Below are 13,007 nucleotides of genomic sequence, written 5' to 3'. Positions count from 1 at the left end.
AGCCGCCCGCCCAAGGAGTCAGCCATGCCCTCACTCGTTTCCGTGCCCGCCCTGGCCGAGGCCGAGGACACCGTCCTGGCGGGGGTCCCGGACGAGTACCGGCACTACTTCAACGGCCGCCCGGTGCCCTTCGTCAAACGGCACTGGGAGTTCCCGGGCCGCGCCGCGAACATCCCGCTGGCGCGCGCCTTCCTGGACACCTGCGCGGCCGCCCGCGACAGCGACTTCCGCTACCTGTTCGCGCTCCTGGGCACGGAGCTGGCGACCAACGCGATCAAGCACAGCAGGTCGGGGGAGGAGGGCCAGACCTTCGTGCTGCGGGTGACGCGCACCCCCACCGGGCTGACCCTGGTCTGCCGCGACAACGGCACCCCGCACGACGGCCCGCTGGCCCCGGTGGCCCCCACCGCCGACCGGCTCACCGCCGAGAACGGCCGCGGCCTGGCACTGGTCGACAGCTTCGCCACCACCTGGGGCGACAACGGCCATCCCAGCATCCGCAAGGTCTGGTTCCACCTCGCCTACGACATGACCGGCAGCTCCTGGCCCGCCGCCTGACCCCGCCCGCGCACCCGACCCCGGCCCCGACCGGGGTCTTGTCATGTCCGAGGGCGGCGTGGGAGCATACCGGCCAGTAGGTCGGATGTGACGCATCTCACCGGAAGGCGCGAATCCGGGTGTCCGTCCGGTGCTGCGCCGCACCGTCACCGAACGCGGTCCGCGACCCCCGTCCACCGAGCCGCACCCCCGGCGGCCCGACCACGAGGAGCCGGCCCCCTTGGACTCCACCATCGCCACGATCGCGCTCCCCGCCGCGCTCGCCATCATCATGCTGGGCCTGGGACTGAGCCTGACGGTCCCCGACTTCACCCGGCTGGCCCGCATCCCCGGCACCGTCGCCCTCATCCTCGGCTGCCAGATCGTCCTGCTGCCGCTGGTCTGCTTCGGCCTCGTGCTGCTCTTCAGCCCGCCGCCCGCCCTCGCGGTCGGCATGATGCTGTTGGCCGCCTCGCCCGGCGGCACCACCGCGAGCCTGTTCAGCCACCTGTTCCGCGGCAACGTCGCGCTCAACATCTCGCTGACAGCGCTCAACTCCCTCACCGCGCTGTTCACGCTGCCCCTGATCACCAACCTGTCGCTGGCCTACTTCATGAGCGGCGGCGACACCCTGGGCCTGCAGTTCGACAAGATCCTCCAGGTCTTCGCGATCATCCTCGTCCCCGTCGGCATCGGCATGCTCGTCCGGGCCAAGGCGGAGCCGGTCGCGCGGAGCCTGGAGAAGCCGGTCAAGATCGCCTCGGTGTTCGTGCTGCTGGGCGTCGTGGCGGTGGCCATCTACCAGGAGCGGGAGAACATCGGCGACTACATCGTGGCGGTGGGCCTGCTGGTGCTGCTGTTCAACATCGCCAGCCTCACCATCGGCTACTGGGCCCCGCGCCTGGTCGGCACCGGCCGCCCCGAGTCCATCGCCTCCTGCATGGAGATCGGCCTGCACAACACCACGCTGTCCCTGGCCATCGCGCTCAGCCCGGCGCTGCTCGACAGCAGCGAGATCGCCGTCCCCTCGGCGGTCTACGGCGTGCTGATGTTCTTCACCGCCGCCGCCACCGGGGCCCTGCTCGCCCGGCGCGCGGCCCGCGAGGACGCCGCGGCGGAACAGGCGTCCGCCTGACCCGGACCGGGGGCGGCCCGGCCGCCCCCGGAAGGGCCCTCAGTACCCGGTCGACCCGTCGATGCGCTCGCGCAGCAGGTCGGCGTGCCCGTTGTGGCGGGCGTACTCCGCGATCAGCTTGACCAGGCCCACCCGCAGCTGGGTGGGGCCGCCCCGGTCGGCGTCGGCCCCCAGCGCGTCCAGCGGGGAGCCCGCGGTGATCCGCCGGGCGTGCGCGACCTCCTCCCGCCACCGGGCCAGCGCCTGTGCCGGGTCGCCCGCCAGGTCGTCGAAGTCCTGGTCGGGGTCGTCGTCGGAGTAGTACAGCAGCGGCAGGTCCTCGCCCGCGAAGCGGATGCGGAACCACCACCGCTCCACCCCCGCCAGATGGCGGAGCAGCCCGTGCAGGGACAGCGTGGAGGGCGGGACCGCCCGCAGCGACAGCTGCCCGGCGGTGAGCCCCGCGCACTTGGCCTCGAAGGTGGCGCGGTGCCAGTCCAGGTGGGCGGTGAGCACCTCCCTCTCGTCGCCGGCCGAGGGCAGGGGAGGGCGGTCGGCGGACATGGGCTGTGACAGGTTCTCCGGCGGGATGTGCTCCATGCCGCCAGCATCCCGCGGGACGGGGACACTCCGGCCCGCCGACGGCCGTTTCCGGGTGCACGCTGTAGTGTCCGGTGCGCTCCGCATGCCCCAGACTGTCGGGTGAACGACGGTGCGGGCGAAGGAGGACGGCGGATGGGCGCGACGTGGGCGGCGGTCGGGAGGGCGGCCGGGTACCTGGTCGTGACACTGGGTGCGGCCCTGGTGTCACTGGTCATGCTGCCGCTGACCGCGGTCGCGGCGCTGACCGCCCCGATCGGGCGGCTGGGCCTGCTGCCCCTGTGGGTGCGGACGGTGGACGGGTGGGCCCGGTGGCACCGGGCGCGCGCCGCCCTGCTGCTGGGCGCCCCCGTGCCGGAGGCGCCCGCACCGGAGACGCGCCCGCGCAGGCTCCTGCGGGCCCCCTCCACCCTGAGACTGGGCCGCTGGCTGCCGGTCGCCCCCCTGCTCGGGCTGCCCTTCGGCCTGCTGGGCCTGACCGCCGTACTGATGCCGCCCGCCTCGCTGCAGTTCCCGTTCTGGTGGGCCCTGCCCGGCGAGACGACGTTCCTGTGGCTGACGGTGAACGACCCGGTCACGGCCGCGTGCGCCACCGCGGGGCAGCTCGTCGGCGGACTCGTCCTGCTGCGCTGGGCCCTGGTCCCCGCCGCCCGGGTCCACGCCCGGCTCACCCTGGCCCGGCTGACCCCGTCCCGCGCCGAGCTGCTCGCCGCCCGGGTCGACGAGCTGAGCCGCACCCGCGCCGACGTGGTCGACTCCCACGGGGCCGAGCTGCGCCGCATCGAGCGCGACCTGCACGACGGCACCCAGGCCCGCCTGGTGGCCATCGCCATGCAGCTGGGCGTGGCCAAGGAGGCGCTGGCCGGGCACCCCGAGGCCGTCGCGATCATCGAACGGGCCCACGAGGGCACCGAGGAGGCGATGACCGAGCTGCGCGAGCTGATCCGCGGCATCCACCCGCCGGTGCTGGCCGACCGCGGCCTGGTCGGGGCCCTGGACTCCCTGGCCGGGCGCACCTCCGTCCCGGTGCGCCTGGACGCCGCCGACCCGGGGCGCCTGCCGGCGGCCGTGGAGACCGCCGCCTACTTCGTGGTCACCGAGGCGGTGACCAACGCCGTCCGCCACGGCTCGCCGACCGCGGTCGACGTGTCCCTGTCCCGGGAGGGGGACGTGCTGCGCCTGCGGGTGGCCGACGACGGCCCCGGCGGGGTGGACGAGGAGCGCGGGACGGGCGTGCGGGGCATCCGCCACCGGGTGGCGGCCCTGGACGGGACCGTGCGGGTGTCGAGCCCGGCGGGCGGCCCGACGGTGGTCCGCGTGGAGCTGCCGTGCGGATCGTGATCGCCGAGGACAACGTGCTGCTGTCGGCCGGGCTGGAGGCCCTGCTGACCGCCAAGGGCTTCGAGGTGGTCGAGGTGGCGGGCGACGCCGAGGCCCTGACGGCCGCCGTGGACCGGCACCGGCCCGGGCTGGCCCTGGTGGACGTGCGCCTGCCGCCGGACTTCCGCGACGAGGGGCTGCGGGCCGCGATCGCCCTGCGGGAGCGCCACCGGGACCTGGCGGTGCTCGTGCTGTCGCAGTACGTGGAGCGCCGGTACGCGGGCGAGCTGCTGGCCGACGGCCGCGGCGGGGTGGGGTACCTGCTCAAGGACCGGGTGGGCCGGGTCGGGGAGTTCGTGGACGCCCTGCACCGGGTGGCGGGCGGCGGCACCGTGATGGACCCGGAGGTGGTGGCCCAGCTGCTGGTCCGCCGCGACGGCGACCCGCTGGAGACGCTCACCCGGCGCGAGCGCGAGGTGCTGGCGCTGATGGCCGAGGGCGCGGACAACCGGGAGATCGCCGCACGGCTCGTGGTCGGGGACAACGCCGTGCACAAGCACATCGGCAATATCTTCGCCAAGCTCGGACTGGCCCCCGCCGACCCCGGGCACCGGCGGGTCCGCGCGGTGCTCGCCTACCTCGACGGAGGGCGGCGGTGACCGCTTCCGGACCCCGGTGACCGGCTTCGGCCCGTGAGGGCGAAAGGAGGGGGAAGGCGGGGTATCTTCGGTCCTTTCAGTGGGAATCAGGACTGCATCCGAGTCGTCCCACGCGCCGGAAGGAGGGGTCGAGTGCCCTCCCGGAACCGCATACCCCTGACGCGCACCGTCGCCGGCGTCTACGTGCGCAGCATCCGATACACCTGCGGGGGCGGCCACTTCGCCGCGGCCTGGGCGGAGGCCGAGCCGCTGCCCGCCGGGGCCCCCGACGGCTTCGTGTTCGACGCCGCGGTGCCGCCGCGCGGCCCGCGCGGCGAGCGGATGCCCCCGGAGCTGGCCCGCGCCTTCGCCGAGGGCGCGCGGCAGGCCTGGACGCCCCTGACCGCCGAGGAGGCCGAGGAGTACGGTCCCGACGAGGGGCCGCCCCCGCTGGCCGCCCTGGTCCGGCTGGTCGACGCCCGCTGGCACGCGGAGGACTCCACCCCGAGGGCCTTCCGGGTGGCCGGCGCCATGGCCGCGCGCGAGATCTCCCGCTGCGCCGTGGAGGGCGGCCTCCCGCGCCCGGTGCTGCGCAGCCGCCGGGAGCCCTACCTCCCCTGGGAGCGCGGCCTGGTCGTGTCCGTCGGGGACTGACCGCCGGGCACACCGGGGGCGGGGGTGTGCGCCGGGGCCGGGGCGTCACTCGGCCGGGGCGTCCTGCCCGTCCTCGTCCTTGTCGGCGGTGAGGGCGTCCACCGCCACCGCGACGCTGAGCGCCAGCACCGGGTCGCCGCCGAGGTCGGAGCGGTGGGTGTTGACGTCCACCGCGTAGGTGTCGCGGATGCGCAGCAGCTTGCGGGAGATGTGCGCGATGGTGCCGTGCTCGTCGGAGACCACGTACTCCTTGCCCGGGAAGTCGCCGGTCACCTCCCACTCCGGGCCGCCCTCGATCTCCACCACGAGCTTCTCCTTGAGCGGGTCGAAGAGGCGCTCGCGCACGGTGGCCACGGTCTCGCCGTCGCGCTCGATGCGCATCTGGTCGCGCACCTTGAAGAGCTTGCGGCGGATGGTGGTGAGGACGTTGCCGTCGGTGTCCTCCAGGTGGAACGTGGTGCGGATGCGCAGGGCCTTGCCGTCGATGTGGTAGACCTTCTCGCCGTCCTCCGTGGTCACCCAGAAGTCGTCGCCGATGTCGAAGAAACGTTCGCGTACCAGGAATTTCATGCCCCCAACCTAGAGGGCCGCGACGCGGCGCACCAGGGGCGGGGGCGGCCCTGTGGACGGCGGTCCAGGCGGGCCGCGGGTCAGCGGGCCGGGCGGGGCTCCAGCTCGCGCAGCGCGGCCACCAGGGGGGCCAGCTCGGGGGTGGCCCCGGCCTCGGCGAGCGCCTCGCGCAGCACCCGGTCGTGGGTGGGCCGGGCGTGCTCCAGCAGCCGCTTCCCGGCCGGGGTGAGCTCGGTGTAGATGCCCCGGCGGTCGTCCGCGCACAGCACGCGCGTGAGCAGCCCGCGGTCCTCCAGTCGGGTGACCAGCCGGGTGGTGGCGCTGTTGGAGAGGGCGGCGGCGCGGGCCAGCTGGCGCATCCGCATGTGCCAGCCGTCCTGCCGGTCGAGGGCGTCCAGGACGGTGTACTCGACCACGGAGAGCCCGTGCTCCTCCTGGAGGGCGCGCTCCAGGGCGTTCTCGATGAGGGAGTGCACGGCGGCGAGGGTCCGCCAGCCGTGGGCCCGGATCTCGACGGCGTCGTCGGCGATGCCCATGTGCAGCCTCCCGGTGTCAGAGGCCACAGGATACCAGCTTGCGCAGGTAGAGAGCGCGTGCAACTATTTTAGTTGCGCCTGCAACTAGTGCATGCGCAACGTTCCTTGTCTCCGAGTACCTCCGGGGAGCACTCCTCATGCCGCTCGCGCTCTACGCCCTCGCTCTCGGGGGCTTCGGCATCGGCCTCACCGAATTCGTCATCATGGGCCTGCTGCCCGAGGTCGGCGCCGACTTCGGCGTCACCCCCGCGGTCGCCGGGTACCTCATCTCCGGCTACGCCCTGGCCGTCGCGGTCGGCGGCGTCGGCCTGACGGCGCTGCTCCACCGGGTTGACCGCAAACGCGCCCTGCTGCTGCTCATGGTCCTGTTCATCGCGGGCAACGCCGTCTCCGCCCTGGCCGCCGACTACGGCGTCATGATGCTCGGCCGCGTCATCGCCGCCCTGTGCCACGGCGCGTTCTTCGGCATCGGCGCGGTGCTCGCCTCCCGCATCGTCCCGCCCGGCCGCGGGGCCGCCGCGATCTCGATCATGTTCGCCGGGCTGACCACCGCGAACGTCCTGGGCGTCCCCTTCGGCACCTTCCTCGGCCAGGCCGCCGGGTGGCGCGCCACCTTCTGGGCCATCACCGCCATCGGCGTCGTCGCCTTCGTCGGCATCCTCGCCCTGGTGCCCGCCGTGCGCGAGGAGTCCGGCCCCGGCGGGCTGCGCTCGGAGTTCTCCGCCTTCCGCAGCCTCCAGGTGTGGCTGTCCCTCGCGGTCACCGTGCTCGGCTTCGGCGGCATGTTCGGCGGCTTCACCTACATCGCGTTCACGCTCACCGAGGTCAGCGGGTTCTCCTCCGGGGCGGTGCCCTGGCTGCTCGTGCTGTTCGGCGCCGGGCTGTTCGCCGGCAACCTGCTGGGCGGCCGGGCCGCCGACCGCGACCCGGGCCGCACCCTGGTCGGGCTGCTCGCCGCCCTCACCGCGGTCCTCGCCGTGTTCGCACTGGTCGCGCACGTCCCCTGGGCGGCCGTGGCCGCGCTGCTGCTCATGGGAGCCCTCGGGTTCGCCACCGTCCCCGGGCTCCAGTCGCGCGTCATGGGGTTCGCCTCGGCCGCGCCCACGCTCGCCTCGGGCGCCAACATCGCCGCGTTCAACGTCGGCAACGCGCTGGGCGCGTGGGCCGGAGGACTGGGCCTGGCCGCCGGGTTCGGGTACACCTCCCCGCTGTGGACCGGAGCGCTCATCACCCTGGCCGGCCTCGCCGCCATGGTCGCCGCCACCCGGCTGCCCGGCGGAGAACACGCCCGCCCGTCGGCGGAGTCGGACACCGAACGTCACCGCGAGGGGGCACGATAGGACTGCACCCCGAACGGAAGGGCCCACATGAGCTGGCACACCCGCCCCATGGCCGCGCTGGACTTCGAGTCGACCGGACTCGACCTCGCCACCGACCGGATCGTCACCGCCGCCCTGTGGCGCATCGACCCGGCCGCCGGCACCAAGGAGAAGCTGTCCTGGCTGGCCGACCCGGGTGTGGAGATCCCCGAGGAGGCGACCGCCATCCACGGCATCACCACGGAGCACGCCCGCCAGAACGGGCGGCCCGCGGTGGAGGCGGTCACCGAGATCGCCGCCGCGCTGGAGAAGGTCGCCGCCGACGGGCTGCCGGTGGTCGTCTACAACGCGCCCTACGACCTCGGGCTGCTGTCCGCGGAGCTGGAGCGCCACGGCCTGTCCTCGGGGTTCCTCCGGGAGCTGCGGGTGATCGACCCCCTGGTGCTCGACAAGCACACCGACCCCTACCGGCGGGGCGGCCGCAAGCTCACCGACGTGTGCGCCCACCACGGGGTGCCCCTGGACGAGAGCCAGGCGCACGGGGCCGCCGCCGACGCGCTGGCCGCGGCGCGGCTGGCCTGGCGGCTGGGCGCGACCCACGAGGAGCTCGCGTCCCTGGACCTGGACGCCCTGCACGCCGCCCAGGCGGCCTGGAAGGCCGAGCAGGCCGCGTCCTTCCAGGCCTACCTGAGGCGCGGACGCGACCCGGAGGCGGTCATCGACGGGAGCTGGCCCCTGGCGGCGGGCTGACGGGCCGCGGGCCGACCGGGGGACAGGCCGGGGCGCCGGCCGGCCGGGGCGCGGGCCGGGGGCCGCCCCCGCGGGCCACCGCCCCTACCGGTCGCCGCCGGACCGGAACCCCGGAAGGTGCGCGAACGCGTAGCGGATGTGCTCCTCCACCAGGTCCGCCGCCAGCTCGCCCCGACGCGCCTCGACGGCCTCCATGACCCCCCGGTGGTGGCCGCGCAGCACCTCCGACGTGGCCGGCCAGTCGGCGGCGCCCCGGAAGCCCTCCAGCACCCGCTGCTTCATCGACTCGCGGATGGCGATGGTCATGTCCGCGACCAGCCGGTTCCCGGCCGCCTCGGCGATCGCCACGTGGAAGCGGGTGTCGAACTCGTTGAACTCCTCACGGCCGAGCGCCGGGTCGTCCATGGCGTCCACCAGGGAGCGCATCAGAGCGAGGTCCTCGGCGGAGGCCTCCCGCGCGGCCAGCGCGGCACTGGTGCGTTCGAGCATCACCCGCGCCTCGATGACGTCGACCATCGGGAAGCTCGTCAGCGCCACGTGCAGCCGCAGCATCCGGGTGAGCGCGCCGCTGGTCATCGCGGTGACCACGGTGCCCGCCCCCTTGCCGGAGCCGACCGAGGAACTGACCACCCCGTGCGCCTCCAGGGTCCGGATCGCCTCGCGCACGGCGGCGCGGCTGACCTCCAGCCAGGAGGCGAGCTCGCGCTCGGGGGGCAGGTGGTCGCCGACCCGGAGAGCGCCGCTGACGATCTGCTCCTCGATGCGGTCGACCACGAGCTCGTAGGCCCGGCTGCGGGGGACCGGCCGCCAGGCCGGTTCCGCCCGGGGCGCATCGCCCGTACTCGCCTCGTTCACCCCGGCGGCCCTCCGCTTTCCCCTCGTCGCGTCGCGGTGCCGTCATCCTATGGGCCGAACCCCCGCCGCGGCCCTCCGGGAGACCCCGCACCCGAGGCGCGGAGCGCCCGGCACCCCGCCGTGCGACGCGCGGCGGACCTCAGCCGGCGGCCCGCTCGACGACGCTCCGCACGGCCTCGACGGCGACCCCGGGCTGGTCGACGTGGATGTAGTGGCCGCTCTCGGACGCGGTGGTCAGCCGGCTCTGCCCGGAGAGCTCCAGCCACTTCTCCTGCCCCTCGGCCCACACGCGCTCCAGCTCGTCGCCGTACTCGGCGATCTCGCCGAGGTAGGGGACCCCGTGCCGGACCACCTCCACCGGGACGTCCCCGGCCGAGCGGACCAGCGGATCGCTCTCGATCACGAGGCTCTCCGGGTTCTCCCCCTCGAACACCGCGATGTTCTGGGCGCGCACCTCGGCGCCCTCGCCGGTGGCGGACTCGGGGATCACGCCGGTGATGTCGTCGAGCATCGTCGGCGACGTGGCGTCCAGCAGCACCAGGCCCCCGACCCGCTCCGGGTGGTCGGGGGCGTAGCGGGCGGCGATCAGCCCGCCCAGGGAGTGCCCGACCAGGACGGCCGGGGCGTCGGGGGAGACGTCGTCGAGGACGGCGGTCAGGGTCTCCCCGCTGTCGGCGATGGTCTGGGGGCCGCTCGGCGGGTCGCTCTCGCCCTCGCCGAAGCGGTCGTAGGAGCAGACCCGGTCGTCCTCGGCCAGGGTCCGCTGCAGGTCGGCCATGGTGTCCAGCCCGTCTCCCATCCCGGCCATCAGGACGATGACCGGCCGGCCGTCCGCCGGGGCGCCCGAGCAGGAGACGTGCACGGAGCCCCCGTCGACGGTGAGCGTCTTCGAACCGGTGAACAGCTCCCCGTCGGTCATCACCTCGTCCGCGGCGGACTCCAGGTCCTCCCGCACCTCGCCCAGCCCCTCCTCCACGTCGGACGCCACCCCGCAGCCGGTGAGGCCGAGGCAGCACAGTGCGGTCAGGGCGGTGGCGCGGACGATACGGGACACGGTGGCCTCCGGGGAAGGGAACGGTACGGTGGACGAACAGCCGACACGCTACGGATCCGGCGGCCCGCCGGTCATCACCGCTCAGAGGGCACCTGCGCGTAGCTCGCACGGGGGACGCGGCCCGGGGCGTTGCGTCACAGCGCCACTACACTGCACCGGTGACCAGACTCCGGCACCCCCTCCTCCTGTGGCGGCGACTCGACGTCACCCTCCGGGACCTCCCCCTGGGCCTGCTGCTCCTGGCCGCCTCCCTCCTCCCGGCACTGCACCACCACGGAACCCAGGTCGGCGGCGTTCCGGACCGCCCCCTCGACGCCCTGGGCCTGGCCGTGGCCGCCCTCCAGTGCCTGCCCCTGGCCGGGCGGCGGCGGTGGCCCGCCCCGGCCCTGGCCCTGGTGGCGTGCGGCTTCGCCCTCGACCAGCTGCTCGGCTACCACCTGGTGGCGGGCACCGCGCTGCCCCTCGCGCTGATCAGCGCCGGCGCCCACCTCGACCGGTACCGGCGCACCACCCTGCTGGCGGGCACGGCGGCCTTCGCGGTGCTGGCGGTCGCCCTGACGCGGGTCGGGACGGGCGAGCCCCCGGCCGAGTGGGCGATGTTCTACGCGGCGCTGGCCCTCTCCTGGGGGATCGGGGCGTGGCTGCGCTCCACCCGCGCCGCCGAGGCCGAGCGCCGCCGCCGGGTCGCCGAGGACACCCGCGCCGCCGAGCGCGCCCGCATCGCCCGCGAACTCCACGACGTCGTGACCCACCACGTGACCGCGATGGTCGTGCAGACCGAGGCGGCCCGCCACCTGGCCGCGGCGCCCGAAAGGCTCGACGGGGCCCTGGCCGCGGTCGCCGGCACCGGCCGGCAGGCCATCGGCGACCTGCGCCGCCTGCTCGACGTGATCGACCCCGGACACACGGGTCCCCCTTCCGGCGAGGGGCTGCTCCCCCTGGTGGAGCGGACCCGCCGGGCCGGGCAGCCGGTGGAGTTCACCGAGGAGGGCGCGCGGGACGCCCCGCGCGGCGGCGCCGGCCTCGTCGCGCACCGCGTCGTCCAGGAGGCCCTGACCAACGCCCTCAAGCACGCGCACGGCAGCCGCACCACCGTCCGCGTCCGCCACCGCCCCGAGGAGATCACCGTGGACGTCGGCACCGACCGCTCCCGGTCCGCCCCCGCCGCACCCGGCGGCGGGCGCGGCCTGGCCGGGCTGCGCGAACGCGTGGAGGACCTGGGCGGCGACTTCGCCGCCGGGCCCCGGCGGGACGGGGGCTTCGCCGTCCACGCGCGCATCCCCGCGCCCGCACCGGCGGGCGGCCGGGAATGAGCGCGCCGATCCGGGTCCTGGTCTGCGACGACCAGGTGCTGATCCGCACCGGGCTGGCCACGATCGTCGACGCCCAGCCCGACCTGGAGGTCGTCGGCGAGTGCGCGGACGGCGCGACCGCGGTCGAACTCGCCGGACGGCTGCGCCCCGACGTCGTGGTGATGGACGTGCGCATGCCCGTGCTCGACGGCATCGAGGCCACCCGCCGGCTGGCCGGCGCCGGGGTGGAGCACCCCGTCAAGGTCCTCGTGGTCACGACGTTCAACCTCGACGAGTACGTCTACGAGGCGCTGCGCGCGGGCGCCAGCGGCTTCCTGCTCAAGGACGCGCCGCCGGAACGGCTGCTGCACGGGATCCGGACGGTGTCCTCCGGCGCGGCCCTGCTGGACCCCGACGTCACCCGCCGCCTGGTGGGCGAGTACGCCGAGCGCATCAGGCCCTCCCGCACCGACCCGGCCGACTCCCCGCTGACGCCCCGCGAGCTGGAGGTCCTGCACCTGCTCGCGGAGGGCCTGTCCAACGGCGAGATCGCCGCCGCGCTGTTCATCAGCCAGGAGACCGTGAAGACGTTCGTCTCGCGCATCCTGGCCAAACTCGGCCTGCGCGACCGCGTCCAGGCCGTGGTCTACGCCTACCGCCACGGCCTGGTGTCGTGAGACCGGGTGCCGTGGAAGGACCCGGTGCCCTGGAACACGAAAGGCGTCCCGAAGGACGCCTTCTCGCCTGGTCAGCGGGGTGAACCCGCTGGTCCGTCTTGTGTGCCCCCTGCGGGGCACACGGCAGATGGGAACGCGCGGCTGGTCATCGAGCAGACCGTGGAGCTGCCCGAGTACGGGCGAGGTGTCCGTGTTAACGGGCAGGGTGGTGAGCGGTGATGACGCAGTCCCGTTGGTCGCGGTGGATCACCATCGCCGCCGTGCTGATGCTCGCGGGTATCGCGGCGGTGGTGTCGTACTCGCACATGTACGAACTCGCCTTGCGCCACGGCGAGCCGGAGTGGCGTGCCGCCCTGTTCCCGCTGTCGGTGGACGGCATGATCGTCGGCGCCTCCATGACGCTGCTGAGCGACGCCCGCCACGGCCGCAAGGGCGGTCTCCTGCCCTGGACCCTGCTGATCATCGGGTCGGCCGCATCGTTGGCAGCGAACGTCGCGGTGGCCGACCCCACGACGTGGTCGCGGATCATCCACGCCTGGCCGAGCTTCGCGCTGATCGGTGCGTACGAACTGCTCATGCGCGAGTTCCGCACGGCGGCCAGGAGCGTACGCACTGCTGACGCAGAGCGTACGCACGAACATCCCGTTCCTCTCTCCGAGGGCGAACAGGCGGACGATCCGGGACTGTACGTCGTCCGCGAGCAGCACACGGACGCAGCGAACGGAACGGCATCGACTCGCGCTATGCCTGCTGAACTCCAGGTGCGTGCCTGGCGGTGGGCTCTGGAACATCAGAGTCGGCACGGCTCGTTGCCCACGGGCGAGCAGATCGCGTCCGCCTTCGGCCGAAGGCCGAGGTGGGGGAGGCTGGTCAGCCAGTGGGGACGCCAGGGGCGGTTCGACGACGCTCTGCTGAGCCTCGGAATCCGAGAAGACGAATCTGAGCCAGCGTTGACGATGGAGAAGCCATGAGTACCACCGTGTCAAGGTGGTTCGAGTGTCGCGGCGATCTGCGATTGAGGTCGTTCGTGCAGTTCAGAGGGTTCCGTTGAGGAACCTTCACGGCGGTTGGGAGCCGTTCCCCCGTCTCCC

At 74.2% G+C, this 13,007-nt stretch carries 15 protein-coding genes; 10 read left to right on the top strand and 5 right to left on the bottom strand.

Going from position 1 to position 13,007, the window contains the following annotated elements:
* The first annotated feature begins 24 nt into the window (after nucleotides 1-24).
* Both ABZ249_RS06325 and ABZ249_RS06320 read left to right on the top strand, forming a co-directional pair.
* Nucleotides 25-558, top strand: a complete 534-nt coding sequence (locus ABZ249_RS06325; RefSeq protein WP_220563017.1) for an ATP-binding protein — start codon at nucleotides 25-27, stop codon at nucleotides 556-558.
* Nucleotides 559-778: 220 nt separating this feature from the next.
* Entirely contained in the window at nucleotides 779-1,672 is an 894-nt protein-coding gene (locus tag ABZ249_RS06320) for a bile acid:sodium symporter family protein (RefSeq protein WP_355258055.1), read from the top strand.
* Nucleotides 1,673-1,711: 39 nt separating this feature from the next.
* On the opposite strand, the gene ABZ249_RS06315 is transcribed toward ABZ249_RS06320, so the two are convergent.
* Nucleotides 1,712-2,251 (bottom strand): DinB family protein, encoded by a 540-nt coding sequence (locus ABZ249_RS06315; protein ID WP_355258052.1) that lies wholly within the window; start codon nucleotides 2,249-2,251, stop codon nucleotides 1,712-1,714.
* Between the two features lie 135 nt (nucleotides 2,252-2,386).
* Between ABZ249_RS06315 and ABZ249_RS06310 the strand changes: the two genes are divergently transcribed.
* The 3 genes from ABZ249_RS06310 (at nucleotide 2,387) to ABZ249_RS06300 (ending at nucleotide 4,863) form a co-directional block, all read left to right on the top strand.
* Nucleotides 2,387-3,592: a histidine kinase gene (locus ABZ249_RS06310; protein WP_355258049.1), complete on the top strand. Its 1,206-nt coding sequence runs from the start codon at nucleotides 2,387-2,389 to the stop codon at nucleotides 3,590-3,592.
* Complete coding sequence (locus ABZ249_RS06305) at nucleotides 3,580-4,230, top strand: response regulator transcription factor (RefSeq protein WP_355258046.1); 651 nt, start codon at nucleotides 3,580-3,582, stop codon at nucleotides 4,228-4,230. The genes ABZ249_RS06310 and ABZ249_RS06305 overlap by 13 nt, the downstream gene beginning before the upstream one ends.
* Nucleotides 4,231-4,362: 132 nt before the next feature.
* Nucleotides 4,363-4,863, top strand: a complete 501-nt coding sequence (locus ABZ249_RS06300; protein WP_355258043.1) for a hypothetical protein — start codon at nucleotides 4,363-4,365, stop codon at nucleotides 4,861-4,863.
* 45 nt (nucleotides 4,864-4,908) lie between these two features.
* Here the strand turns inward: ABZ249_RS06300 and ABZ249_RS06295 are convergent, their stop codons facing one another.
* On the bottom strand, nucleotides 4,909-5,433 hold the full coding sequence (locus ABZ249_RS06295) for an LURP-one-related family protein (protein ID WP_355258040.1): 525 nt from the start codon (nucleotides 5,431-5,433) through the stop codon (nucleotides 4,909-4,911).
* An 80-nt stretch (nucleotides 5,434-5,513) separates the two neighbouring features.
* The gene (locus ABZ249_RS06290) at nucleotides 5,514-5,969 is read right to left on the bottom strand and encodes a MarR family transcriptional regulator (protein ID WP_355258741.1); all 456 of its coding nucleotides are present in this window, start codon (nucleotides 5,967-5,969) and stop codon (nucleotides 5,514-5,516) included.
* A gap of 137 nt (nucleotides 5,970-6,106) precedes the next feature.
* Here ABZ249_RS06290 and ABZ249_RS06285 point away from each other — a divergent pair, with 137 nt between their 5' ends.
* Both ABZ249_RS06285 and ABZ249_RS06280 read left to right on the top strand, forming a co-directional pair.
* The gene (locus ABZ249_RS06285) at nucleotides 6,107-7,309 is read left to right on the top strand and encodes an MFS transporter (protein WP_355258037.1); all 1,203 of its coding nucleotides are present in this window, start codon (nucleotides 6,107-6,109) and stop codon (nucleotides 7,307-7,309) included.
* Between the two features lie 27 nt (nucleotides 7,310-7,336).
* The gene (locus tag ABZ249_RS06280) at nucleotides 7,337-8,038 is read left to right on the top strand and encodes an exonuclease domain-containing protein (protein WP_220563009.1); all 702 of its coding nucleotides are present in this window, start codon (nucleotides 7,337-7,339) and stop codon (nucleotides 8,036-8,038) included.
* 84 nt (nucleotides 8,039-8,122) lie between these two features.
* Here the strand turns inward: ABZ249_RS06280 and ABZ249_RS06275 are convergent, their stop codons facing one another.
* Together ABZ249_RS06275 and ABZ249_RS06270 are read right to left on the bottom strand one after the other, a co-directional pair.
* Nucleotides 8,123-8,893, bottom strand: coding sequence for an FCD domain-containing protein (locus ABZ249_RS06275; protein ID WP_220563008.1), 771 nt, complete (start codon nucleotides 8,891-8,893; stop codon nucleotides 8,123-8,125).
* Between the two features lie 139 nt (nucleotides 8,894-9,032).
* Nucleotides 9,033-9,947, bottom strand: coding sequence for an alpha/beta hydrolase (locus ABZ249_RS06270; protein WP_355258032.1), 915 nt, complete (start codon nucleotides 9,945-9,947; stop codon nucleotides 9,033-9,035).
* 158 nt (nucleotides 9,948-10,105) lie between these two features.
* On the opposite strand from ABZ249_RS06270, the gene ABZ249_RS06265 reads away from it, so the two are divergent.
* The 3 genes from ABZ249_RS06265 (at nucleotide 10,106) to ABZ249_RS06255 (ending at nucleotide 12,887) form a co-directional block, all read left to right on the top strand.
* The gene (locus ABZ249_RS06265; protein ID WP_355258029.1) at nucleotides 10,106-11,260 is read left to right on the top strand and encodes a histidine kinase; all 1,155 of its coding nucleotides are present in this window, start codon (nucleotides 10,106-10,108) and stop codon (nucleotides 11,258-11,260) included.
* Nucleotides 11,257-11,916, top strand: coding sequence for a response regulator transcription factor (locus ABZ249_RS06260; RefSeq protein WP_355258026.1), 660 nt, complete (start codon nucleotides 11,257-11,259; stop codon nucleotides 11,914-11,916). The genes ABZ249_RS06265 and ABZ249_RS06260 overlap by 4 nt, the downstream gene beginning before the upstream one ends.
* A 218-nt stretch (nucleotides 11,917-12,134) precedes the next feature.
* On the top strand, nucleotides 12,135-12,887 hold the full coding sequence (locus ABZ249_RS06255) for a DUF2637 domain-containing protein (protein ID WP_355258023.1): 753 nt from the start codon (nucleotides 12,135-12,137) through the stop codon (nucleotides 12,885-12,887).
* Nucleotides 12,888-13,007: the final 120 nt, after the last annotated feature.

Origin of the sequence: Nocardiopsis sp. NPDC006139, assembly GCF_040614155.1 — a bacterium.
Lineage (GTDB): Bacteria > Actinomycetota > Actinomycetes > Streptosporangiales > Streptosporangiaceae > Nocardiopsis > Nocardiopsis changdeensis.
This window is presented reverse-complemented; position numbering and strand designations above follow the sequence as displayed.